21 protein-coding genes are annotated in these 25067 nt (G+C 47.4%); 8 read left to right on the forward strand and 13 right to left on the reverse strand.

Features of this window, described 5'->3' with window-relative positions:
- Positions 1-235: 235 nt before the first annotated feature.
- The 10 genes from T472_RS09660 to T472_RS09705 form a co-directional block, all read right to left on the reverse strand.
- Positions 236-1123 (reverse strand): ribokinase, encoded by an 888-nt coding sequence (locus T472_RS09660; RefSeq protein ID WP_023387136.1) that lies wholly within the window; start codon positions 1121-1123, stop codon positions 236-238.
- Positions 1124-1128: 5 nt separating this feature from the next.
- Positions 1129-1782, reverse strand: a complete 654-nt coding sequence (locus T472_RS09665) for a YczE/YyaS/YitT family protein (protein WP_023387135.1) — start codon at positions 1780-1782, stop codon at positions 1129-1131.
- 28 nt (positions 1783-1810) lie between these two features.
- Positions 1811-2728 (reverse strand): ABC transporter permease, encoded by a 918-nt coding sequence (locus tag T472_RS09670; protein WP_023387134.1) that lies wholly within the window; start codon positions 2726-2728, stop codon positions 1811-1813.
- Between the two features lies 1 nt (position 2729).
- Complete coding sequence (locus T472_RS09675) at positions 2730-3806, reverse strand: ABC transporter permease (protein WP_023387133.1); 1077 nt, start codon at positions 3804-3806, stop codon at positions 2730-2732.
- Positions 3796-5331, reverse strand: a complete 1536-nt coding sequence (locus T472_RS09680) for an ABC transporter ATP-binding protein (RefSeq protein ID WP_242864791.1) — start codon at positions 5329-5331, stop codon at positions 3796-3798. The genes T472_RS09675 and T472_RS09680 overlap by 11 nt, the downstream gene beginning before the upstream one ends.
- A 96-nt stretch (positions 5332-5427) precedes the next feature.
- A complete protein-coding gene (locus tag T472_RS09685; RefSeq protein WP_023387107.1) occupies positions 5428-6549 on the reverse strand; it encodes a BMP family ABC transporter substrate-binding protein in 1122 nt (373 codons plus the stop codon).
- A 117-nt stretch (positions 6550-6666) separates the two neighbouring features.
- Complete coding sequence (locus tag T472_RS09690) at positions 6667-7605, reverse strand: nucleoside hydrolase (protein ID WP_052011798.1); 939 nt, start codon at positions 7603-7605, stop codon at positions 6667-6669.
- Positions 7598-8554 (reverse strand): nucleoside hydrolase, encoded by a 957-nt coding sequence (locus T472_RS09695; RefSeq protein WP_023387109.1) that lies wholly within the window; start codon positions 8552-8554, stop codon positions 7598-7600. The genes T472_RS09690 and T472_RS09695 overlap by 8 nt, the downstream gene beginning before the upstream one ends.
- 77 nt (positions 8555-8631) lie before the next feature.
- Positions 8632-9648, reverse strand: a complete 1017-nt coding sequence (locus T472_RS09700) for a LacI family DNA-binding transcriptional regulator (protein ID WP_023387110.1) — start codon at positions 9646-9648, stop codon at positions 8632-8634.
- Positions 9649-9936: 288 nt separating this feature from the next.
- Positions 9937-11265, reverse strand: a complete 1329-nt coding sequence (locus tag T472_RS09705; RefSeq protein ID WP_160319136.1) for an amidohydrolase — start codon at positions 11263-11265, stop codon at positions 9937-9939.
- A gap of 535 nt (positions 11266-11800) precedes the next feature.
- Between T472_RS09705 and T472_RS09710 the strand changes: the two genes are divergently transcribed.
- Genes T472_RS09710 through T472_RS09740 form a run of 7 tightly spaced genes read left to right on the forward strand, consistent with a single transcriptional unit; the run spans position 11801 to position 19193 of the window.
- Positions 11801-12979, forward strand: a complete 1179-nt coding sequence (locus tag T472_RS09710; protein WP_023387113.1) for an NAD(P)-dependent malic enzyme — start codon at positions 11801-11803, stop codon at positions 12977-12979.
- A 16-nt stretch (positions 12980-12995) separates the two neighbouring features.
- Positions 12996-13991 (forward strand): [citrate (pro-3S)-lyase] ligase, encoded by a 996-nt coding sequence (gene citC / locus T472_RS09715; protein WP_023387114.1) that lies wholly within the window; start codon positions 12996-12998, stop codon positions 13989-13991.
- A complete protein-coding gene (citX, locus tag T472_RS09720; RefSeq protein WP_023387115.1) occupies positions 13975-15225 on the forward strand; it encodes a citrate lyase holo-[acyl-carrier protein] synthase in 1251 nt (416 codons plus the stop codon). Before citC ends, citX begins: the two co-directional genes overlap by 17 nt.
- On the forward strand, positions 15222-15491 hold the full coding sequence (gene citD, locus T472_RS09725) for a citrate lyase acyl carrier protein (protein ID WP_341372048.1): 270 nt from the start codon (positions 15222-15224) through the stop codon (positions 15489-15491). Before citX ends, citD begins: the two co-directional genes overlap by 4 nt.
- On the forward strand, positions 15484-16350 hold the full coding sequence (locus T472_RS09730; RefSeq protein ID WP_023387117.1) for an HpcH/HpaI aldolase/citrate lyase family protein: 867 nt from the start codon (positions 15484-15486) through the stop codon (positions 16348-16350). Before citD ends, T472_RS09730 begins: the two co-directional genes overlap by 8 nt.
- Positions 16332-17852 carry a citrate lyase subunit alpha gene (gene citF / locus T472_RS09735; protein WP_201781761.1) on the forward strand — a complete coding sequence of 507 codons (1521 nt, stop codon included), beginning with the start codon at positions 16332-16334 and terminating at the stop codon, positions 17850-17852. Before T472_RS09730 ends, citF begins: the two co-directional genes overlap by 19 nt.
- A 51-nt stretch (positions 17853-17903) precedes the next feature.
- The gene (locus tag T472_RS09740; protein WP_023863551.1) at positions 17904-19193 is read left to right on the forward strand and encodes a 2-hydroxycarboxylate transporter family protein; all 1290 of its coding nucleotides are present in this window, start codon (positions 17904-17906) and stop codon (positions 19191-19193) included.
- Between the two features lie 69 nt (positions 19194-19262).
- Here the strand turns inward: T472_RS09740 and T472_RS09745 are convergent, their stop codons facing one another.
- The 3 genes from T472_RS09745 to T472_RS09755 all read right to left on the reverse strand — a co-directional run bounded on the left by T472_RS09745 (position 19263) and on the right by T472_RS09755 (position 22954).
- Positions 19263-20867, reverse strand: coding sequence for a gamma-glutamyltransferase family protein (locus tag T472_RS09745; protein WP_023384820.1), 1605 nt, complete (start codon positions 20865-20867; stop codon positions 19263-19265).
- Complete coding sequence (locus T472_RS09750) at positions 20857-21627, reverse strand: gamma-glutamyl-gamma-aminobutyrate hydrolase family protein (RefSeq protein WP_023384817.1); 771 nt, start codon at positions 21625-21627, stop codon at positions 20857-20859. The genes T472_RS09745 and T472_RS09750 overlap by 11 nt, the downstream gene beginning before the upstream one ends.
- Positions 21628-21730: 103 nt before the next feature.
- Positions 21731-22954 carry a PucR family transcriptional regulator gene (locus T472_RS09755; protein ID WP_023384814.1) on the reverse strand — a complete coding sequence of 408 codons (1224 nt, stop codon included), beginning with the start codon at positions 22952-22954 and terminating at the stop codon, positions 21731-21733.
- Positions 22955-23154: 200 nt separating this feature from the next.
- Between T472_RS09755 and T472_RS09760 the strand changes: the two genes are divergently transcribed.
- Entirely contained in the window at positions 23155-25065 is a 1911-nt protein-coding gene (locus tag T472_RS09760; protein WP_023384812.1) for an NAD(P)/FAD-dependent oxidoreductase, read from the forward strand.
- The last annotated feature ends 2 nt before the right edge of the window (positions 25066-25067 follow it).

Below are 25067 nucleotides of genomic sequence, written 5' to 3' on the forward strand. Positions count from 1 at the left end.
AAAATTTTCTACACTCTCCTGGACGTTGAAATACCTCGCGACTGGACGGGTCGTGAGGTATTCCAACGTTTGGTATTATTGTGTTAGGTCGCTATATATAAATATGTATAGCCATATTCAGAGTCCTGGCAAAGGATGGTTACACTGCTTTTTCAGGAGTATATCCTCCGTCTGGATATTCCAATTATAACAGATGTCCCCCAGAGCTCTCAATAGCTTAAGAAGTTCGTTAAAATTAAAACTTATGAAATCCGATTACCTCTTCTACAAGAGGTATCGATCCGCTAGCACCCTTCCGTGTAACAGAAATTGCAGCAGCTTTCTGGGCTATTTCGATTGCCTTCTCGATGCCTTCTCCCCTTGATAACATACCTATGAAGTATCCAGTGAATGCATCTCCAGCTCCGGTTGTATCCACAGCCTCAACTCTGTATGCAGATTTTCTGCCCGATCCTGATTCCGTTCTGTACCTTACTCCATTTTCACCTAACGTGAGAATTATCCCTGTATCAGGGTACTTTACCTCAAGCTCCTTCATGATATCGTCATGGTCGTCCGCTCCTGACAGTATTGCCCCTTCAACCTCGTTGAGGATAAGGAAATCACATGCTTCCAACGGCAGCTTCAGCAACCTTTCATCAATTGGAGATGGATTCATGAATATCTTGATTCCCTTTGCCTTGGCACTTCTCATGATATGGTCAAGGTTGTTTATCTCATTCTGAAGCACTAGATAATCACCGTTCTCCAGTCTTTCCATGACCGAATCGATGAATTCCTCGTCGTTCTCCTTGTTTGCGCCATCAAAGAGTATAATGCAGTTTTCACCTGCATCATTAACCTGTATCACAGCAGTTCCGGTACTTGAGTCAAGTACCCTTACCAGGCTTCTATCCAATCCGCACTTGTCGCACTCGTCAAGCAGTAGCTTTCCATCGGACCCAACAGATCCTGCCATTAGTACCTGAGCTCCTGATTTCCTTATAGCTATCGCCTGGTTCAGTCCCTTGCCGCCAGAATATATGGAGAGGCCTTTTGACTGTATTGTCTCCTTAGGCCTTACAAATTCATTCACAGCAAATACCATGTCTATGTTCAGCGAACCAAAACAACAGATCTTCATAAATTTCACCCCACGCTCTCTGCAAACTCATTCAACTTGAGTTTCCTGATCAGGCTTCCATTGATAAACCTCATGAAAAAAGCAATCATAGGTCCGCCCGTCAAGACTCCGACAACAGATCCAATACCAAATACACCACCCAGAAGAATACCTGCAATAGTGTATCCCAGATCAAAAATAATCTTCATGTTCCTATATTTAAGCTTCAAATGATCGCATATGGTCACAATAATCGAGTCTGTAGTTCCAAATCCGAATTTCAAGGACAGATTCAGTCCTGTTCCCATGCAAAGAATCACTTGTCCTATTGCCATCATTACAAATCTCATGTACAACGTCGGATTTGCGCTGAAAATATTGACAATTATTGGATCAAATAAATTCATCATGGGTCCTACTATCAATGATCCCATCACAGTACCTACATAAATGTATTTTCTGGCGAATATCAAAGCCAAAGACAACATGATGCTGTTGTTGATCAGCGATGCATTACCTATTGATGTCCTGAGTGAATGCCTCACTCCATCCAGCCACACCGTTATCGGGTCTGACCCCAGCCTGCTCTGAAGAAAAAGGCAGACACCTATGGCCACGAGCGTCGAGGAGCAGGCTGACAGGAACATCTTCTTTACCAGCACATTTGGCTTATCTTTCAATTCTTCACCCTCTCACCAACCTATGGTGTCATTCAATCCTTCTCTTCTTCTTCGCATTCCTTTCTCTTATGATCGAAAATACAACAAGTCCGATGATAGTCGATAGGTAAGGAATCATCTGCACAAACTCCGCGGGAATCTTTAATGCCTGCAGCGAGTATGATGCAACATCCGCACTTCCGAAAATTACAGCAGCAATCAGGCTGCCAATTGGTGACCCGTTACCAAGGTTCATTGCCGACAGACCAATGAATCCGCGTCCGGCAACCATGTCCCTTGCAAACCATGAAACATATCCCATTGACATGTATATCCCGCCAAGCGCCCCAATGAATCCGCTGATTACAAATGACATTATCTGTACCTTCTCAACATCTATTCCTACCGACTCCGAGGCGTTGGGATTCTCCCCTACTGACCTTATCCTCAGGCCAGTGGGAGTCTTGTATATGAAGAAATAAACGAGGTAAACCGTTATGAATGCCAGGTATGTCATAATGTTGTGGTTTGAAAATATCTGACCGATGAACGGTATGCCGTCTATTAACGGTATGCTCACCTCAGGCATTACCAGGCTCTTGAGGTTTGATGATGTTCCCTTGTCTCCTGAAGCTATGAACATGATCACAACTGTAAGACCTGATGCCATCAGGTTGGCGGCAATGCAGGTAAGCACCATGTCTGCCTTCAGCTTAAGCGAAAGATATGCGATGAAGAATGCGAGAAGCACACCTGCAACAAGTCCCGATGTGAATCCAAGAGCAAGGCTGTTTGAAAAGGCTGATACAACGACCCCTGTAAGTGCCGATACCAGCATTATGCCTTCGACCGCCATGTTCGTCAGCCCCGCCTTCTTCGATATAAGGGCAGCCATAGCTGCGAATATGATCGGGGTGGAAACCCTGATAATTGAATATGCTATGCTTGCAACCATATCCATGTCCATATCATTTTCCCTCCTTCAGCTCAAGCTGTTTCCTGGATTCCTTTGTTATTGCCCTGTGCTTCATTCCTGCTAGGAACATCTCCGCAGCTATGAACATTATTACTATCGCCTGTATAACTGATACGAATTCAACTGGGACATCAGATGTCCTTGCAATGACATCGGCTCCGATACGCAGGTAAGCCAGGAAAAATGCCGAAAGAGGTACCAATGATGGATTCTTCTTTGCAAGTATTGCGACAAGCATTCCATCCCATCCATACCCAGGAGATTTTTCCCACTGGAATCTGGTGTACATTCCGAGTATCTCAATCGCTCCGCCCATGCCTGCCAGGAATCCACCGATAAGGCTGGCATAGAGTATGACCCTGTTCACCTTGATTCCTGAATACTTGGCGAAATTCTGGTTTTCTCCTGTCATCCGTATCTCATAGCCCCATTTGCTCTTGTATAGGAAAAGGTATACAAGTATGATCATCACAACCACGATTATGAGTCCGGCATGTATCCTTGTCTTTGCGATAAGCACCGGCAGCTTCGCTGTCGCCGGGATAATGTATGAAGCATTGAAGCCTGATGCCATGTCCTTCATGTAATACATCAGAAGGAATATGCCCGCCAGCTGCAGGACATAATTCATCATTATCGACGAAACAACTTCGCTTGCCTTCCACTTGACCTTCAGTATTGCCGGTATAAGGGCGATCAGGGCACCTACTGATGCCGAAAGCAATATTACGACAGCTGCATGCACTCCAGCAGGCAGTGTCAGATTCAGCGCAAACCAAGTAGCAACTGCCCCCGAGAAGAAGAAGACACCTTCCCCAATAAGGTTGAATTGCGCAGCCTGGTACATTACACATATCCCAAGAGCTGTGAAGGTTATGGGAATCATCAGTTCAATGACGTTTGCAAATCTTCTGAAGGATGATACCGGCCCGAAGAGAAAGCTCTTCATTGCATCAAGTGGATTTTCGCTTATGAACACGATGACCATGAGCGCAAGGACCAGGGCTATTCCAATTGCAATGAGGGTCCTCAGTATATCATATCTTCGTTCTATCTTCTTAGTGTTCATATACTGACCTCCTAAGTTCTTCAGGATTTTGCTTCCTTATTCCAAGCATGTACTCACCAATCTCGAATTCCGTAATCTTCGAGGCATCCTCGAAATATGCAACTATCTCGCCATTATGCATTACTATTATGCTGTCGCTGGTCTCCAGGGCTTCATTCAGGTCCGCAGACACAAGAAGTACACCTACATTTTCTTCCCTTGCAATCTCGATAAGCTTTCTCCTGATGAACTCAGTTGCCCCGACATCTATTCCCCTTGTTGGCTGATTTGCGACTATGACCTTCATGTTTGCCGTGAACTCCCTAGCCACTATAACCTTCTGTATGTTTCCTCCTGATAGCATCCTGACTGGCTGGTCATAGCTGTCACACTTGATGTTGTAGTCCTTGACCAGTTTTGAAGAAAGTTCCCCGATCTTCTTGCTATCGAGAAGTCCTCTATTGAAGTCAGGCTTATAGTACCTGTCTGAAATCAGGTTGTCCTTAACGCTCGCATTTCCAGCGGCACCATATGTCATCCTGTCCTCGGATATGTGTGATATTCCAGCTTCCCTTATCTCCCGGATGCTGAGCCCCCTGATATTCCTGCCATCAATATAGATGTCGCCGGTGTAGCCCTTGACAAGTCCTGTCATTACCTCAGTGACCTCATTCTGTCCGTTTCCTTCAACGCCAACCACGCCAAGGATCTCTCCTTCCCTGATTGTGAAGCTGACATCCTTTATTACTTCTTTTCCATCCGAATTTTTCAGGTACAGGTGTTCAACTTTTGCGACAACCCTCTTGGGCTGGGCTTTATCCTTCTCAATGCTCAGAATTACATCTCTGCCTACCATCATCCTTGAAATATCCTGTTCCGAGACTTCATTGATGTGCTTCATGCCAATCATTCTTCCATTTCTAAGCACAGTTACCCTGTCGCACAATTCCTTGACCTCATTCAGCTTATGAGAAATAAAGACTACTGTGTACCCATCATCCCTCAGCTTCTTTAGCTCGATGAACAGCTCCTCAGTCTCCTGTGGAGTCAGGACTGCAGTTGGCTCATCAAGTATGAGCACTTCTGCTCCCCTTATGAGGGCTTTAAGTATCTCCACCTTCTGCTTCTGACCAACTGATATGTCCTCCACCTTGTCAAGCGGATCCACTCCAAGGTTATACTTGGTGGAAACCTCACGGGTCATTTCCACAGCCTTCTTCATGTCAAACTTTATACCTTTCTTCGGCTCCATCCCAAGCACGATATTCTCGGCGACTGTAAGTGAAGGAACCAGCATGAAATGCTGATGCACCATTCCAACCCCAAGTGCAATAGCATGCAGGGGATCCTTGATCTTCACTTCCTGGCCCTTGATGAATATCTGACCCTCTTCCTGGTTTTCTATCCCGAAAAGAATCTTCATGAGAGTGGTCTTCCCGGCTCCGTTCTCTCCAACAAGACCATGTATCTCTCCCTTCTCGACTGATAGAGTAACATCCTTGTTGGCCACGAATCCGTTCGGATAGACCTTCGTTATGTTTTTCATTAGGATCATTTCTTGTGGCAAGCACTCCACCTCCTGTACTAGATCCATCAAATGATACAGGGAGCCATCAGGCTCCCTGTGAAAGAGCTTACAATATTATGGCTTTACGCTGTTCTTCAGGTTTACGAATTCATCGTTTGTCATAGTAAATGCGCTTGGAACAACATATGCTCCGTTCTTTACCTTCTCTTCAAGCTCATCTATCCATTTCTGGACTTCCGCAGGGACATTCTTCTTGTAGTTGTCGTTCCTCGCTAGTCCCACAGCGCCTTCCTTGATCCCAAGGCTCTCTCTCTTGCCCCAGTTCACTTTTCCATCCTTGTTGGCCTTCAGGACATTGTAGAGTGTGTCTCCGACATTCTTGAGTGCTGATGTAACTATGGCATTTGCCTTGGCTGGGTCTGAATCCTTGAAGAGTACAGTCTGGTCAGAGTCGACACCAAGAGCCCAAAGCTTCTTCTCAGCAGCAGCTTCAATTACACCAAGTCCCGCTCCACCTGCGACACCATGGAGCACATCCGCTCCAAGGAGAACCTGTGCGAAGGACATTTCCTTTCCCTTTGCAGAATCAGTCCAGTTTCCTACGAATGATACGGCTATCTTCACATCAGGATTTGCCTGCTTTGCTCCATCGATGTATCCGACCAGGAAGTCGTTGATGATAGGGTTTTCCTGTCCTCCGACAAATCCTAATACACCGGACTTTGAAAGTTTTGCGCCTACAGCTCCTGCAAGGAAATCAGCCTCATTCTGCTTGAATGAGATTCCATAGACATTGTCAGATGTTATTTCATAGGTCGGGCCAACATCGAATACCACGTATTTGACATCAGGATAATCAGGAGCAAGCTTTGCAACAGCTTCAGTCAGTCCGCCTGACGCTACCATGATTATGTCTGTACCATCCTCTGACACGTCCATTATTGCAGGCTCCTGCTTCGATGGGTCACCGCCAAGCTCTAACGCCTTGATTTCCACACCAAGGTCTGCCTGAGCTTTCTGGAGCCCGGTCCATGCAGAGTCATTGAAGGATTTGTCGCCTAGGTTGCCTCCGACAATGTAGGTAACCTTCAGCTTCTCCTCAGCCTTGGTAGGTGCAGCTGTTGCTGACGGTGCGGCTGTCGTGGTTGGTGTAGTCGGTGTCTTCGAGCCGCATCCTGCAAGCATTCCTGCTGCAAGGACCGCTGATGTGAGTACTGCCATGATCTTCTTGTTCATTTTCATTCTCCCCTTTTCTCTTTTTGAATCCGCCTTTGCCTTGTCATTTGTTCCGCCCGTTACAAAGGTTTCCCCACATATGCAGGAAGCATCCTTTCACAGGCATAAATTATCTCGTCAATTGGCTTTATAGAATTCAAGCATGCCCTTCAGCATATTCCTGAATACTTCCACATGTGTTACCATAGCGACATCAACATTTGGTTCCTTGCCGCATAGCCCCTTGAAATCTGTCACGGTCTGTCCGTATGTGTTTCTTCCTGTCATTTCACAGGTCACATAAGCCTTCCTTGTCTCTGCCAGGCTCTCATCTATAAGGTATCCGACTGTTATGGCGTCATGGAGTGTAATTGTTCCTCCCCAGTCCTTTCCGCCTCGCAGCCCGAACACGTAATGGTTTATTCCCTTGAGGAGGTCTTGTACGCTAGTTTCCATGTCGCTCATGGCATACATCTCTTCTGAGGTGAGTGCAGACTGCCTTGTGGCATTGAGGCCGAACATGGTTACGGGGATTCCTGAATGGAATACTATCTCCGCGGCATGCGGATCCACCCATATGTTGAATTCCCCGTATTGGGAGTGATTTCCTACCGTCGCAGACCCGCCCATTATGACTATCCTCTTGACGTAGTCCTTCAGGTCTCCATATTTAAGGATTGCTATCGCCACATTGGTCAGTGGACCTACTGCCACTATCTCAAGCTCTCCCTTGAATTTCCTCGCTTCCTCGTAAATGACATCCCAAGCCTTCATTTCATCGAATTCCCTTTTGGCCATGGGAAGGGTGTATCCTGCCATACCGTTACCGCCATGGATCTCGCCAGCCGTCTGAAGCTCGATAATGAGGGGTCTGTCTGCCCCTTTAGCCACCCTGGTGTCAATTCCCAGCATGTCCGCAAGGTCGAGTGCATTTCTCGAGGTATGCTTGAACTCCACATTTCCGGCTACAGGGGTTATTGCCCTGATGTCAAATCCTTCATTGCTGTGTGCGAGCATGATTGCGTATGCATCATCAACTCCAGGGTCACAGTCGAGTATTATAGGTCTCTTATGCATTTTGTGCCACCTCCTGCAATGATCCGAGTTTTTCAAGAGATTCAACCATGAAGTCAACGAACCTCTCCCTATCCACATCGAGCACAACTTCCGCATTCTTATGAGCTCCCGTCACGTTTATAAGGTCCGTCACTGTACATCCCCTGGTATACTTTCCGTCAAGGTCGATAACCACGTTGTACATCTCCGACTTGAAGAGGTCAGGTCTAAGTATCTTTGCTACGGCGACTGCATCATGGACAGCGATTCCCTTATTCCCTCTTCCCTCGATCGCCTTTCCATAAAAATCAAGTATTTCTGAAGCCAGTATGCCAGCTTTGTTACCTATCTTATTTATTCTTTCCACATCTGCCTCGAACAGGCTTGACTTGTAGGTGACATCAAGTCCGCACATGGTCACAGGTATTCCTGAAGTGAATACGATATGGGCAGCCTCGGGGTCCTGCCAGATGTTGAATTCAGATGTCGGAGTCTTGTTTCCTCCCAGCGCCGCTCCTCCCATGATACAGATTTCATCGATCCTGTCCTTCATTTCCGGTGCCGCTGCCAGAAGTGTGCCTATGTTGGTAAGCGGCCCGATTGCTATTATGGTAATTCTCTCAGACGTTGATTTCAGTTCATCCTCAAGGAACTGTATGGCATTCTTGTCTTCTGCCCTTCCTTTGGCTTCAAGAAGGCTTGTTCCATCTAATCCAGTCTTGCCATGTATATCTACCGGAGTCTCAAGTATCTGGACCATTGGCCTCTCTGCTCCTTTGTAGACCTTTATGCTTCTCCCGAAATTTTCAATTATCCTAATGGCGTTGTTAGTAGTATTTTCAATTGTATTATTACCGGCTACGATGGTAATCCCCCTAATATCAAGCCTGTCGCTGGCTAGTGCCATCATGAGAGCTATAGCATCATCATGGCCGGGATCTGTATCAATGATTACAGGTATTCTATCCATTCCTTCTCCACACTCCTAATAAAATATTAAAGTTGCCGTTTCGAGACAGCTGTCATTTATTCATGTACTTTCTCCTGTCAGACAGTTACATCAAGCGACCCAGTACTTTCTCTCACAACCAGCTCAAGCTTTATTTCAACCATGTTTTGCTTATGCTCGATACCCTCAAGGATGTCTATCAGTCTTCCCACTGCAATGTATCCAAGGTCATAGCTAGGCTGCCTGACAGTCGTAAGTTCGGGAGTATTTATGCTTGCAAGGTAGATATCATCAAATCCTATGATACTGATATCTTCAGGAACTTTTTTCTTGAGTTTCTTCAGTGCCTTTACTGCACCAAGCGCGATAAGGTCATTGCCGCAGAATATTGCCGTGACTGTCCCATCAAGACTTCCCGACATAATGTAGTCATATCCGAAATTGAAGTTGAAATTACCTTCTGCAACCAAATCCCCGTCAAAACCAATTCCGCTGTCCTCCAGGGCTTTCCTGTATCCAGCAAGCCTCTCCTCTGATACACGGATGTCAAGCCTTCCGGACAGGAACAGGATCCTCCTGTGTCCAAGCCCTATGAGATACTTCACCGCATCATATGCTCCATTGAAATTATCTATCAGCACCCGCCCCTTTATACCCTTGAAATACGCATCTCGGTCCAGGGTTACGATAGGTACTCTTACCTGGAATTTTTCCTCGATTTCCCTGTTCCTCTTTACTGATCCTGCCAGTGCTATTCCATCAACCTGCTTCTCAGTAAGCGTGTTTATGTATTCCATTTCCTTTTTAAGGTCATCATCCGAATTGCAGAAGAGAAGACTGTACCCTCTTTCATTGGCGCTGTCCTCTGCCCCCCTTGCAAGGTCGGTGAAGAATGGATTCCTTACATCCGGAATGATGAGGCCTATTGTCTTCGTTACCTTCGTCTTCATGCTTCTTGCGAGAGAGTTCGGCCTGTAGTCCTGTTCCTGTATAATGGACTTCACTTTTTCTATAGTCTTCTCGCCTATGTCATGGTCCTTGCCGTTTACTATCTTCGATACGGTTGCCGTTGATACACCAGCCAATCTGGCGATGTCCTTCAGTGTTGCAGTCATATTAAGTCAACCTCCTACGTAATCGATTAACTAAAACGATTAAGTAAATATTATTCTCGACTTGCTTGATTGTCAATATTCTATTAAAACCTTTTCAAAGATTTTTCTATTTTGTCATGCACCTATGATATACGTTTACATTGATGTCTATAACTGTACAAATATCTTTACAATATACTCTATTTGCACCAGCATTGCACCGAATGCATCTGGTTCATTCATATTTATCGGAGTAAATAAAGAGGACCAGCAATATNNATATTGCTGGTCCTCTTTATTCTTTTTGCATCAGCTTCTCGCCCTTCGGTCAAGTTCCAAAGCAAATTTCCTGATTTCTTTCGAAACCTCCCTTACCTCATCAAGCACCTTTTTCTCGTCCATAACCATAAGCTTCCTGTCCGACATGAGGACCTTGCCATCCACCATTGTCATCACCACATTGTGCGGATGCGCTGCGTATACTATGGCAGAGTAGTAGTCATAGATTGGCTGCATGTTAGGTGCCGAGGTATCGATTATTATGATGTCTGCCTTCTTGCCTGTTTCAATTGACCCTATGCTGCCTTCCATACCAAGCACCCTGGCTCCACCGATGGTTCCAAGTTCAACAGCTTCAGCTGCAGGACATATCCTGTTGTCGAGTGCTGCCTGCTTCTGGATCTTGGTGTAGTAGCCGAGGAGTGACAGTATGTCCTGATGGTTTCCGCTCATTGGTCCGTCCGTACCTAGTCCCACTTTCATACCAGCCTTGTGCATGGCAGGTGCAGGTGATACCTTCCTGCCGCTCTTTGCGTTCGCTACCACATTATGGGCAGCACCTACTCCTTTTGACTTCAATATCCCAATCTCTTCATCATCCACATACACCAGGTGTGCTGCTATGAGCCTCTCTGAAAGGAATCCGATATCCTCGAGGTGCCTTATCGGTGTCTTCCCATATTTCGAATCAAATTCCTCCATCTCGTGGAGCATCTCCGAAAGATGCATGGTTATGGGCACATCCAGCTCGTCTGCAAGCCTTCTTATTTCCATAAGATGCTGGTCATCGCATGTATATGGTGCATGGGGTGCAAATGCAGGAGTTATCAGGCTGTCGCCCTTCCATTTCGAGATGAATCCCTTGGCATATTCGATACCGCCATAGGGTTCATCTGAGTCAGGTGATGGCTTGGACAGTATCGTCTCGCCAAGCACCGCCCTTATTCCGGATTCCTTTACTGCCTTAGCCACCTCATCTTCGAAGTAGTACATGTCGCAGATGGTGGTGACCCCTCCCTGTATGAGCTCGATCAGGCTGAGCCTTGCCCCGGTACTTACCATATTCCTGTCCAGTATCTCATCCTCCATGGGGAACATGTATCTTCTGAGCCTGTCAGGCATGTCCTCCCCAAGGCCCTTGAACACCGACATTGATATGTGGGTATGGCAGTTCACGAAGCCAGGCATGACTATCCCGCCATTGGCATCGATAATCTCCACATCACCTGAAACCTTAAAATCACCCATATGCCCGATCTCAATTACTTCATTGCCGTCTATCATTACGAATCCATCTTCAAATATCTTCCGGTTCTCATCCATTGTCACGATTACACCGTTGATTATACATTTCTTCAAGCTCATCACTCCCTCTTCCATACATTGATTCTACTATTTAGGAAGGGTTGAATCCAGAAAAACAAATAATATGGTAATACGGGTTTCATTTTTTAACGCATGTTGCCCGACTTAAGAATCCTCATTAGGACAGCTGTTTCGGAAATTTTCAGATTCTTGAATGATTCCTCTGCAATTATATTTTCAATGGCGTGCATAATCGTTCCTCATTGTTCAATTATCTACCACTTCACCAGATATATCACTATAATTCTATGAACATAGTAACATTCCATTAATATTTAAAAAAACGACCCCAACTACTTCCTTTGATTATCAAAGGTTGTCAACTTTGAAGCTCAAATTGGTCCTACCTTTGAATGGATATGAGATTGACAAGGGTTTGAACAATATGTTAACTTGTAAGCATATAAACGTTATCAGAAAAAGCCGATATTCTGACAGAAGCCCGCATGGACTTCTGTCAGCTCATGAATACGGGTCATTTGAACCAGTCTGAACGAATCTTACCAATACACAATCTAAGGAGGATAACATGAAAAGTATCTACGAAGTCGCACTGGAAAAACACGCTGAATGGAAGGGCAAGCTTACAGTTGAACTGAAGACTCCTCTCGAGAGCAAGGAGGACCTGTCGATCGCCTACACGCCAGGTGTTGCACAGCCATGCCTGGAGATAGCGAAGAACAAGGATGACGCATTCAAGTACACCTGGAAGGGCAACATAGTTGCGGTAGTTTCAGACGGAACAGCGGTTCTAGGCCTTGGAGATATCGGACCTGAAGCAGCACTTCCAGTAATGGAAGGAAAGGCAGTGCTTTTCAAGAGATTCGGCGGAGTAAACGCTATTCCCATAGTCCTTGACACCAAGGACCCTGATGAGATCATAAACATAGTAAAGAAGATGGCTCCGACCTTCGGTGGGATAAACCTTGAGGATATCAGCGCACCAAGATGCGTGCAGATAGAAAGGAAGCTCATTGAGGAGCTTGACATCCCTGTCTTCCATGATGACCAGCACGGAACTGCAATCGTCGTAACCGCAGGACTCATCAACGCCCTCAAGATAGTCAAGAAGAAACCTGAAGAGATAACCGCTGTAGTTTCCGGAGCAGGAGCTGCAGGCAGCTCGATCATAAAGATGCTCAAGGCATTCGGAGTAGCAAACATATATGCGTTCAACTCAAAGGGAGTCATCCACAGGGACGATATGGAGAAGTATAATTTCGTTGTCCAGGAAATCGCCATGATGACGAACAATGACAACAAGAAGCTTACCCTTGCAGAGGCCATGGCTGAGTCAGACCTATTCATAGGAGTATCAGCACCTAAGATCATAACCAAGGAAATGGTGGCTTCCATGAAGAAGGATGCCATTGTGTTCGCAATGGCAAATCCAGAGCCTGAGATAGGCTACCACGATGCAAAGGAAGCCGGAGCAAGGGTTGTAGGCACAGGAAGGTCAGACTTCCCTAACCAGGTCAACAACGTGCTTGCTTTCCCTGGTCTCTTCAGAGGTGCCCTTGATGTAAGGTCAAGGAAGATCACTGATGAGATGAAGATGGCTGCTGCAGAGGGAATAGCTGCCCTCATAGCTGAAGCTGACATCACCGAGGAGTATGTAATACCAAGCCCGTTCGACCCTAGAGTCGCTGAAGCTGTTGCAAAGGCAGTTTCAGAAAAGGCAATCGAGCAGGGACTCGCAAGATTATAGCCACAGGAGACTAAATATGATCCAATGTGCAGAACTGAACCTTTCAATTGAAAAGAACAAGGAAACTGCCGCCGCCTTCCTCAAGGGCCATGGTCTCCGAATGGAGGAGCTTGAAAGGCTTTTCGTCCTTCGGGATGAAAAGGGCAACTGGGTCGGCTGCGGTGGAAGGTACAGGAATGTGCTGAAGTGCTTCGCACTTGATGAGACAAGAAGGAACGAGGCGCTGCTTGACACCTTGGTCACCGCACTAGTGACAGACAGCTACAGGCAGGGGTACGAGGACCTGTTCATCTACACGAAGTCCGGCTATGGGGAGATGTTCGCATCATTCGGCTTCTCCCCTGTCGCCGATACAGGTAGCGTTGTGCTCCTTCACAGAGGTTCGAACACTGTCGGTAAGGTTCTACAACGGATGAGGGTGGAGATTTCTCCATCTGACCTTGTAGGTGCCATAGTAGTCAATGCAAATCCGTTCACAAAAGGACACCGGTACCTTATCGAGTCATCGAGCAGAAAGGTCGACAAGCTTATTGTGTTTGTCGTCGAGAACGATGCATCGAGGTTTCCATTCAGGGACAGGTACAGACTGGTAAGGGATGGAGTATCGGACCTTAAGAATGTCCATGTGTTCCCTTCGACCCAGTACATAATTTCAAACGCTACCTTCCCCTCCTATTTTCTGAAGGAAAAGGAGATGGCCGATGAGCAGCATGCGATACTGGATTCATTGATATTCAAGGAGTATTTCGTAAGGCACTTCAACATCAGGATGAGATTCCTGGGTGAAGAGCCAATCGACATGACAACCAACCTATACAACTCCACCCTTCTTAAGGTCCTTCCTCCTGAATGTGAGGTTATTGTGATTCCGAGAAAGACACTCGATGAAAAGGTAATAAGCGCATCCACAGTCAGGAAAGAACTTGACAAGGGCAATTTCGATGCCATCAGGGAGCTTGTACCGGACGTAACCTACAGGTATCTGGAGGAAAACTATGGCAAGCATTCTTGACCTGAGGGAGAAGAGGGATGAGCACGAGATGGAATCTGTGCTCACTTCTGGAAAGACCCTGATAACAGTAAGACCTAACTTCCCCGGACCCGACAAACGTAACCTCCATTCAAATTTCGTCTCATTCACACTGTGCCCGGAAATCGAAGCGGCTTTAGGCATTGAATCGATCCAAAGGACACATGATGAGGAAGGGCTGATATTCTTCATCCTGACTGAGTTGGACAAGGTTGAAGCGAAGAGGATCTGCACCGGAATTGAAGACAACCATCCATTGGGAAGGCTTGCCGACATTGATGTGCGGGATGCTGAAGGTACGATATCCAGAAATGGGATCGGACTCAAATCAAGGAAGTGCTACATATGCGATGACCAGGCTGCTGCTTGCACCAGGTCAGGAAGGCATGGATTTGATGAGGTGAGCGGTTTCTTCAGGGAAGCAGTTGAAGGGTATCTTGTTTCAGGACCACTGGAGACCATTATAGAAAGGCTTACAACCTTTTCTCTGCTTGCAGAGCTATGCCGGGAAACCGGCTTCGGCTGTGTCACTGTAGAATCCAATGGTTCACATGAGGATATGGATTTCTGGACATTCTCAAAAAGCATCAGGACGGTTGCTAAAGGATTTGGTGAGATCACGGCCTTCGCTGCAAACGATTTCGAAAGTCTCAGGGAATTCGGTCTCGAGCTTGAACAAAGGATGTTCAACGCAACCGGTGGTATCAATACCCACAAGGGCGCCATATTCATATATCTCATAATGATCAAGGGACTTCTTGAAAGCGGAAGGTTTGAGGATATCCCGGAGGAGATCAGAAGGATTTCAAGGCCTGTGCTCAAGGATTTCGGCAAGTCAAGTGAATCCAACGGCCTTAAGGCTTACAGACAGCACGGCATCCTTGGGATAAGGGGCGAAGCTGCCGGGGGATTCCAGAAACTATTCGGTGACTACCTTGGCGTGCTTGAGGATGGTTTCGATTTGAAAAGGCTGACCCTCTCTGTGATTTCTGATGCAGATGATACCAATGTCATACACAGGGCCGGAATAGACAGCCTCAGGGAGCTGCAGTCAAAGGCAAGGAAATCACTTCGGGATACACTGGACACCGGACCACTTGACTGCTGGTGCAGGGATAAGAACATATCAACAGGCGGAAGCGCAGACCTTGTGGGAGCCACAGTCTTCGCGCACCTGGTAAAGAATAATTATAAGATACTGAAAGGGGAGATATGATTTTGGTGATAGCAAAACAGGCTGTCTGTGGGACTCTTCAGTCCAATGACTGCTTCATAAGGCTCTATCCCAATGAAGATGGTATAGAGCTCGACATCAAAAGCTCTGTCATGGCCCAATTCGGGAAACAGATCGAAAAGGTGGCTCTGGAGACACTCGCTTCAATGGGAGTGACCTCCTGCAGGCTCTTCCTTGAGGACAAGGGAGCCCTCGACTACACCATAAGGGCCAGGGTGGAAACGGCGGTGAAGAGAGCGAATGAGTAGAAGAAGTCTGCTTTTCATGCCAGGCAACAATCCAGGCATGCTGACTTCCGGCGATGTGCTGGGAGCAGATACTGTAATACTTGACCTTGAGGATGCCGTATCCCTGGATGAAAAGGATGCTGCAAGGATCCTTGTAAGGGAAGCCCTTGATTTCCTAAAGTTCACCCACAGCGAGGTTGCAGTAAGGGTCAACCCACTGGATTCACCCTACTGGCTGCAAGACCTTGAGACTGTAATCCCATCGCTTCCTGATGCGATCGTAATACCCAAGGCTAGCGTCGAGTCAGTTACTGCAATGTCTGAAGTCATTGAGAGGATAAAGTCGGAAAATGGCCTTGTAAAGGACATAAGCCTTCTCCTCATCATCGAGACTGCAATGGGGCTTGTGGATATAAGAAACGTTGCTGCGAGCTCACCTCAGATAAAGGCGCTGCTTCTTGGAGCCGAAGACCTGTCAAGCGACCTTGGCATCAAGAGGACCAAAGGGAACAAGGAGATCGAATATGCAAGGTTCGTTGTAGCGACTACAGCCAAGGCCTTCAGGATGGATGCCATCGACACACCGTATACGGACATAGATGATGTCGAAGGACTTGCTATGGATACTGCATTTGCAAAATCCATCGGCTTCACCGGAAGGCTTGCAATAAACCCGAGACAGGTAGAGACCATACTTGAAGTCTTCTCGCCTACAGAGGAAGAGATAGAGGAAGCCCAGGCCATACTTTCCGAGGCAGCGGACGCTAAGGCAAGAGGCCTTGGAGTCTTCAGCTACAGAGGCAAGATGGTCGACCTGCCTGTAATAAAGAGAGCGGAAAACCTATTGGAATCCGCAAGGAAATGGGGGCTTGTGAGATGAGGAACTCCATCGGAAGAGAAGGCCTTGAGAACCCATTCATGGGTGCCTTCGCAAATGTAAAGGAAAGCATATACAAGCCGGTTAAGACCGACCTGACAAGACATCCTGAAAGGGACAGTACACTTGATGAAGTGCTTGATAGCCTTAAGCTCAAAGACGGGATGACACTTAGCTTCCATCACCATCTGAGAAACGGCGACTATGTGCTTGATATGGTCATGAGGAAGATACAGGCAAGAGGTATAAAGGGGCTGACCATAGCTGCAACCTCTATATTTCCCTGCCATAAGTGCCTTGTAGACATGTTCGAGGATGGCACCGTGACAAAGGTGATCACTGCATATCTGCAGGGTCCTGTGGCAAAGGCCATCAGTGAAGGCAGATGCAGGGATATCTGCGTAGTGTGCACCCATGGCGGAAGGCCAAGGTCAATTCTTGAAGGTGAGATCAAGGTCGATGTTGCCTTCATAGCGGCTCCAGGAGTCGATAAGGATGGAAACCTTACAGGATCTGACGGACCTTCGGCGTGCGGCATCCTTGGATATGCTGTGGCAGACGCCCAGATGGCAGACAAGGTGGTCGCTATAACAGACTACATGGCTGACGAGGTCAACAAGCCAGAAATACCAGGATATATGGTAGACTACGTCGTCAAGGTTGATTCCATAGGGGATCCAAAAGGGATAGTCAGCGGATCGACTGTAATAACCAAGGACCCTGTCGGCCTGAAGATAGCAAGGGACTGTGCGACACTGATAGCACATTCAGGACTGCTCAAGGACGGCTTCAGCTTCCAGACCGGAGCAGGCGGAATATCACTGGCAGTAGCAAACGAAGTCAAGAAGCTAATGAAGAAGAATGGCATCAAAGGAAGCTTCGCTTCAGGCGGAACTACGGATTACCTTGTGCAGATGCTCGCTGAGGGCTATTTTGAAAAGCTTTATGACGTACAGTGCTTCAATCTCGATGCAGTTGAATCAGTAAAGGTCAGGGACAACCATCTGAAGATCGATGCCAACAAATATGCAAACATCAACAACCCTGACAATGTTGTCAACAACCTTGATGTTGTAATACTCGGGGCAAGCGAGATCGACCTTGACTACAACGTAAACGTGACTACTGGAACAGACGGCATAATACTTGGAGGTTCAGGCGGTCATGCGGACACCGCGGCAGGTGCGAAGCTTGCGATCATAGTGTCGAAGCTCATGAACGCCAGGCTTTCATGCCTGGTGGACAAGGTCACCACAGTCACTACACCCGGAGAAACAATAGACATCCTTGTCACTGACAGGGGTATTGCAATAAATCCCAAGCATCAGGAGCTAATAGAAAAGCTCAGGGCTGAAACAAACCTTGAAATACTTACAATAGGTGAGCTTAAGGAAATCGCGGATGGCCTTACAGGCGTTCCGGAAAAGCTCAAGACAAGCGACAGGATAGTCGCAGTCAGCGAATACAGGGATGGAACCATCCTTGATGTACTCTATATGGTCTGAACGGCAAGGTAACACTTGCCGCAAGATAAATAATTTTATTGGAGGGAAACAATGAAAGACTACAAAATCATGGGCATCAATCTACCAGTTTATCTCGGACTCTTAGCTGTTCTTATTGTCGCTATCGTTATGGATGTTCTGCCTGCAGGAATGATCGGGGCATTCGCATTCATGATGATCATCGGTGCACTTCTCGATGTCATCGGAAACAACACACCAATCATCAAGACCTACTTCGGTGGCGGTCCGATAGTTGTAATCTTCGGATCAGCAGCACTCGTTTACTTCAACGTACTGCCTGAATCGGTAGTAAAGAACGTCAATACCTTCATGAAGGGCGGCGGATTCCTTGATTTCTACATAGCAGCACTTATAACAGGATCCATACTCGGTATGAACAAGAAGCTCCTCATAAAGGCTTCACTCAGGTACTTCCCGACCATAATCGGCGGTGTAACTGTTGCACTAATATTCGTAGCACTTGGAGGACTTCTTTTCGGTCAGTCAATGTCAGAGTCTATCGCATATGTAGGAATCCCTATAATGGGCGGTGGAATGGGAGCCGGTGCTGTACCAATATCAAAGGTATTTGCAAGCGGTCTAGGTATAGCTGCTGAAGATGTCCTTTCAAAGCTTGTACCAGCAGTTGCACTTGGTAATGCCATGGCAATAGTAGCAGGCGGACTTCTTGACAAGCTTGGTAAAGCAAGACCTGAGCTTACCGGAAACGGCAAACTCATGGAGGTTGGAGATGAAGACCTTCACGAGAAGATCGATCCTAACGAGAAGCTTGATATATCTGATTATGGCATAGGAATAGCCATAGCCTGCACATTCTTCGCTTTTGGAGTAGTATTCGGAACAGTATTCAATAACATCACCGGAGTTGACATTCACTCCTACGCGTGGATGATAATATCAGTCGCAGTTGCAAAGGCAATCAACCTTCTCCCAAGGAAGTTCGAGCAGGCCTGCGCATCATGGTACAACTTTGTTGCCAAGAACTGGACAGCTGCTCTTCTTATGGGTATAGGAATAGCATATACAGACCTTGGACAGGTAATCCAGGCTCTTACACCTCTCTACATTCTTCTTTGTTTCCTTGTTGTTCTCGGGGCAATAGTAGGAACCATGGTAGTTGGAAAGCTCATGGGCTTCTACCCGATTGAAGCAGCCCTTACAGCAGGACTTTGCATGGCAAACATGGGTGGAACAGGAGATGTTGCGGTTCTTACAGCAGCGCACAGGATGGAGCTGATGCCGTTCGCACAGATCTCATCGAGGCTTGGAGGAGCGTTCATAATCCTTCTTGCTACATTCCTGGTTCCAATATTCTTCTAACATAAATACGATTACTATCAAGAGAAGGCAGGAGTCCATACGGACCCCTGCCTTCCTTATCATTTTTCATCACCATGCCGCGATACTGCCATCTGCCCTCATCTCAGTACCACCACATAGAACATCTTCATCATTTCTCCAGATGACCTCCCCTCTCCCGAAGGGTGAATTGTCACTTGATACCTCGATCTCGTGACCACGGGAGATCAGATCTTTAACCACCTCTTCGGGGAACGTATCCTCTACGAGCAGCTTCTTTCCTTCGATCCATTGCCACCTTGGCGCATCAAGCGCATCCTGTGGATTCATATGCCAGTCGATGGAGTTCATCAGGACCTGAAGGTGGCCCTGCGGCTGCATGTATGCTCCCATTACACCGAACGGACCGACTGCCTTTCCGCCTTTGGTCACGAACCCCGGTATTATGGTGTGATATGGCTTCTTTGAAGGTCCGACTTCATTTGGGTGACCCTTTTCCATGCTGAAGCCCAGTCCCCTGTTATGAAGTGCTATCCCGGTACCCGGCACAACAAGCCCTGACCCGAAGCCCATATAGTTGCTCTGGATCATGGATACCATGTTGCCGTCTCCATCAGCAGCAGCTAGGTACACCGTACCTCCCGGAGGCAGCTTTCCAGGTTTAGGCATGATCGCCTTCTCAGTTATCAGCTTTCTTCTTATCGCAGCATACTCATCTGACAGGTAGTCCCTGATATCTGACCTCATGTGCATCGGATCCGCAATCTCCGCAAGTCCGTCAGAGAACGCAAGCTTGAGCGCTTCTATCTGCTTGTGGAAGAATGCAGAGTCTCTGACTTCCAGATCAAAACCCTTCATAACGTTCAATGCCATGAGGGCAACTGCCCCCTGGTTGTTCGGCGGAAGCTCCCATATGTCATAGCCTCTGTAATCTACTGATATCGGCTCCACCCACTCTGTCCTGAATTCAGCCAGGTCTTCCTTCCTTATGAACCCGTTGTATTTCCTCGAGTATTCATCTATCTTTCCTGCAATCTCACCTTCATAGAAATCCCGTGCTGAGGTCCTGGCAATTGTCTCCAAACTTCTTGCATGATCCTCTGACCTGAATATCTCTCCAGCCTCAGGTGCCCTGCCACCTGGTGCAAATGTCTCGAACCAGTGTGAGTATTCCTCTCCCTTCAGCAGGACTCTGTAGCTCTCAAATGCCTTTTTCCAGTTCCTTGCAACTATCGGGCTTACAGGATAGCCATCCCTCGCATAGGCTATCGCAGGTTCAAGCACTTCAGCCAGAGTCAGTTTTCCAAACCTCTCTGACAGGGCTGCCCAACCTCCAGGTGCACCAGGGACCGTGACTGGTATGAAGCCGTGTTTCGGCAGGATTTCTATACCCATCTCATCAAGCTTGTCCCTTGTAAGGGCCTTAGGTGACCTGCCGCAGGAATTCATTCCTGTCAGTTTGCCATCAGTCCAGATTATGGCAAAGTTATCACCACCGATTCCATTGGAGGTAGGTTCAACTACAGTAAGGACTGCTGCTGTCGCTATGGCAGCATCTATCGCATTTCCGCCTTTCTTCAGGATATCAAGTCCTGCCTGCGCTGCAAGCGGCTGACTTGTGGCTGCCATGCCGTTCCTGGCATATACCACGTTTCTTCTGGAGCTGAACTGATACGTGTCCGGGTCAAATCTCATCACAAATCACCTTCCCTGCTTCTGATACGAATCTCCTGAACAGTTCAAGAGCCCATCTCTCGTGGTCTACCATCGCTTCCGGATGGCACTGTACACCTACTACAAACGGCTTCCCTTCCATCTCGATTGTATTGGGATATTCCAACTCGATGCCTTCAATCACACCATCCTTGCTGATAGCTGATACTATAACATTGGGAGCTGTCATCTTCACAGCCTGATGATGGAAGGAGTTGACCCTCTGCTCCCTTTCCATTATCTCTGACAGTATCGTATTGTCATTCACAAGGAGGCTATGGAACGGGTATCTGCCGTCAGTCTTCTGGTTATGGCAGAGCCTGCTGCCATTGAAATGTGAAAGGTCCTGGTGAAGGGTACCCCCAAGGGATACATTGAGTATCTGTGCACCTCTGCATATTCCAAGGATGGGTTTTCCGCATCGCAGAGCTTCCTCGATAAGCTGTCCTTCAAACCTGTCCCTTGCCGGAAGTGTCTCCTGAAGCATCTGCACAGGCTCCTCACCGTAAATTTCCGGATCCACATCATGTCCGCCTGTAAGCAGAAGTCCATCCGCAAGACCCATGAGTGCCTTTGCCGCTTCCTCGTCTTCAGTCACAGGAAGAATGACTGGTATCCCTCCAGCCTTTTCTATTGAATGGATATAGTCCTGTGGAACGCTCGCCTTGATGTCACCAAGCGGTCCTCTTGTCCTCGCTATGTCAATGCCTCCCGAAACTCCAATTATCGGTTTCCTTGCCATATTGCCAACTCCTCCTTACGAAGTCTGAGCTTATTCTCCTTATGCTCTCATAGGTAGATTATAACACCATATGATATACTCTGGATATTATATGGCACATGATTTAGCTGATAAGATGAAAGCTTATCAGAAGGTGCGTACATGTGCGTACATCTTGAAGGTCTATCCCGGTGATCTGCCTTATCCGGTCGAGCCTGTAAAGCAGGGTATTCCTGTGTATGTTCATGATCCTGCAGGTCCTTGAGCTGTCCTTCATCTGATTCAGATAATTCCTAAGTGTCGGAAGGTATTCAGTATCGTTCTGCTTGTCAGATGCTGACAGCTTGAATATAGCAGGGTGGACTGAATTGACCTCATGGATTCCTGACCTTATCTTGGAAAATATATCCTCAAGCACTGTTTCAGAATAAAAGGCTGAGGTCCTGTCATCCTCAATTGACTCGAGAAGCTCCAGCGCCCTTCTTGACTGGTATATGTACGGTCCTGTTTCCAGTATGCTTTCAAACCTCCCGCTGATACCCGCCCGGAGCTTAAGGTCAAGGAGAACATGCCTCAGCACATCAAGCAGGCTCATATCTGACTCAGACTGCTCCATCCTCATGTCCTGCCTCGCCAGCAGGATGTTTATGACTCCGTCGGCAACTATCGTATAAGAGCATTTGAGCCGCTTCTCGATTTGGCTGCTTATATACTTGATAAGGGCTGACTCGTATACCTTTCCTGCAGGCTTCGCACATACCATCCTGTAGCCCCCCGGAATGGTCATTCCTGCATGCCTTTGCCACTCTTCAAGCTCTTCCATTGTCTTGATCCTGCAATGGTAGATTTCGGACAGGAACACGTTCCTCAGCGGGTGCACTTCGGCAGGAAAACTCATCCGTCTTCTGAACTCAATGGCAAAAGCCTTCATGAGGATGTCCCCTGCCTTGATGTCCTCCTCGGGTATGCCTTCAGGATAAAGGATCCCTATGAATCCTGCTATCTCCCCTCCTACCCTAACCCCACCCATTATCCTCGGCAGCTGCTTTACCATACCCCAGTCAACCAGTATGGACCCTTCGTTTTCCCTGTTCGCCCTGACATACTCAAACTTGTTGAAGTCCCATACCATTTGTGCCGGAACAAGCTTTTCCTTAAGCAGAGTATCCCAGATGTAGTCCCCTATGGGCTCTTGTGGCACCTGCACAACCACATTGTACTCCACATCTATGAGCACTATCGGATGCCTTATTATTTTATATGCAGCTTCGGCAATTTCCCTGAAGCTTCCTCGTGATGCAGCGTCCAGCAGTGTAATGTACAGCTCCTCATAATCCTTTGCATTCATGCGTTATAGCCTCCTGATATATCAGATGGTTCCCGATACTTCAAATCTTATCCTCATATTATCATATATTTTTCAACTTGTGCTCATGCACAATTGTGCCAGCTCACTTTCTCCAGACTGCACATTGTAAACGGTATTACTTAATCTTATTATAGAGTTGGTTAGTTAATTATCAAACTTAATTTAAAGGAGTGAACAATGTGCTGAAACTATTCGAAAAGGCTGCTATCGGGAACATGAAGCTCAGAAACAGGATCGTAATGGCCCCAATGGGTACTACCGCTGACGTTGACGGAGGTTATAACCAGCGGTCAATAGACTACTTCGTTGAAAGGGCAAAGGGCGGAGCAGGTCTCATCATAACAGGAGCGAATATCGTATCGACAAAGTACGAGGACAGACCCTGCAACCAACTGGACAATTTCCACCAGGTTGACAGGCTTGGCATACTTGTAGACAAGGTTCATCAGCATGGCTCTAAGATCGCCATACAGATTACACCCGGTCTTGGCAGGATGGTCTTCACAGATCCGTTCACTCCACCCTACTCTGCAAGTGAAGTGGAATCCTTCTGGTTCCCTGGACTCAAATGCAAGCAGCTGTCAGTTGACGACATAAGGCACCTTGTACAGCGCATGGGATGGGGTGCATATCTCGCAAAGGCTGCTGGAGCTGACGCTGTTGAGCTTCATGCCTATGGCGGATATCTCATGGACCAGTTCCACTCCAGTCAGTGGAACATAAGGACAGATGAATATGGCGGATCCCTCGAGAACAGGATGAGGTTCACGACTGAGATAATTTCTGAGGTAAAGAAGAACTGCGGGCAGGACTTCCCGGTCCTCGTCAAATACACGCCTTATCACGGAGTACCTGGTGGAAGGGAGCTTGCAGAAGGCCTTGAAATGGCCAAGATCCTTGAGAAGGCAGGCGTTTCCGGAATACATGTCGATGTAGGCTGCTACGAGGCATGGTACAAGGCGATCTCCACAGTCTATCAGGAGGAAGGCCATCAGGTCCCTGTTTTCTCTGAAGTCAAGAAGGTCGTAAGCGTTCCTGTAATCGGACAGGGAAAGCTCTTTGACCCGGAATACGCTGAATCTGTGCTTCAGGAAAACAAGACAGATTTCGTGGCTCTCGGACACCAGATGCTTGCAGATCCTTACTGGCCAAAGAAGGTCAAGGAAGGCCACACATATGACATTATCCCATGCATCGGCTGCAACGAGTGCCTTTATGCCGGCTTTGCCGGAAAGTGCTGGTCATGCTCAGTAAATCCGCATACCTACCATGAGACAGATTATCCTCTTCCAAAGACTGGCGAAAAGAAGTCAGTGCTTGTAATAGGTGGCGGTCCTGGAGGAATGGAGGCTGCAATCACTGCAAAGGAAAGAGGCTACAATGCAGAGCTTTGGGAGAAGTCGTCAGTACTCGGTGGAACGCTTCTGGCTGCAGGAGCTCCGGAATTCAAGAAGGATGTCATGAAGCTCATTACCTATCTTGAGAACAAGACCTTCAGGTCAGGTGTTGATGTCAAGTTCATGAAGGAAGCAACTCCTGAGGAGATCATTGCAAGGAACTTTGACAAGGTCATCGTGGCTACAGGGTCAAGACCACTCATGCCGCCAATACCAGGAATAGGCAGCAGCGTCAGGACGTCCACAGAGGTGCTTCTGGGTGCTCCTACAGGTAAGAACGTTGTCGTAATCGGAGGCGGCCTGGTAGGCTGTGAGACCGCTGCAGACATAGCATCAAGGGCAGAGAAGGTCACGATAGTAGAAATACTTGATGATGTCCTACTCACCGCAAACCACTGCAAGAACAATGACCAGGCGCTGAGGGACATGATAGCGGACCTTAAGCTGGATATCGTCGCAGGTGCAAGGGTCACAAAGATTGATGAGACTGGAGTTGCCTACACCAAGAATGGTGCAGAAGGCTTCATCCCCTGTGACACTGTAGTCATAGCTGCAGGCTACTCATCCAACAATGAGCTCGCCGAGGCACTCGAGGACAAGGTCAGGGACCTCAGCATAGTCGGTGATGCAAGCTCACCAAGGAAGATCATGACCGCTGTCCATGAAGGCTACCATGCGATAAGACTTATGTAGGT

The sequence above is a fragment of the Youngiibacter fragilis 232.1 genome, from assembly GCF_000495435.3.
Classification (GTDB): domain Bacteria; phylum Bacillota; class Clostridia; order Clostridiales; family Clostridiaceae; genus Youngiibacter; species Youngiibacter fragilis.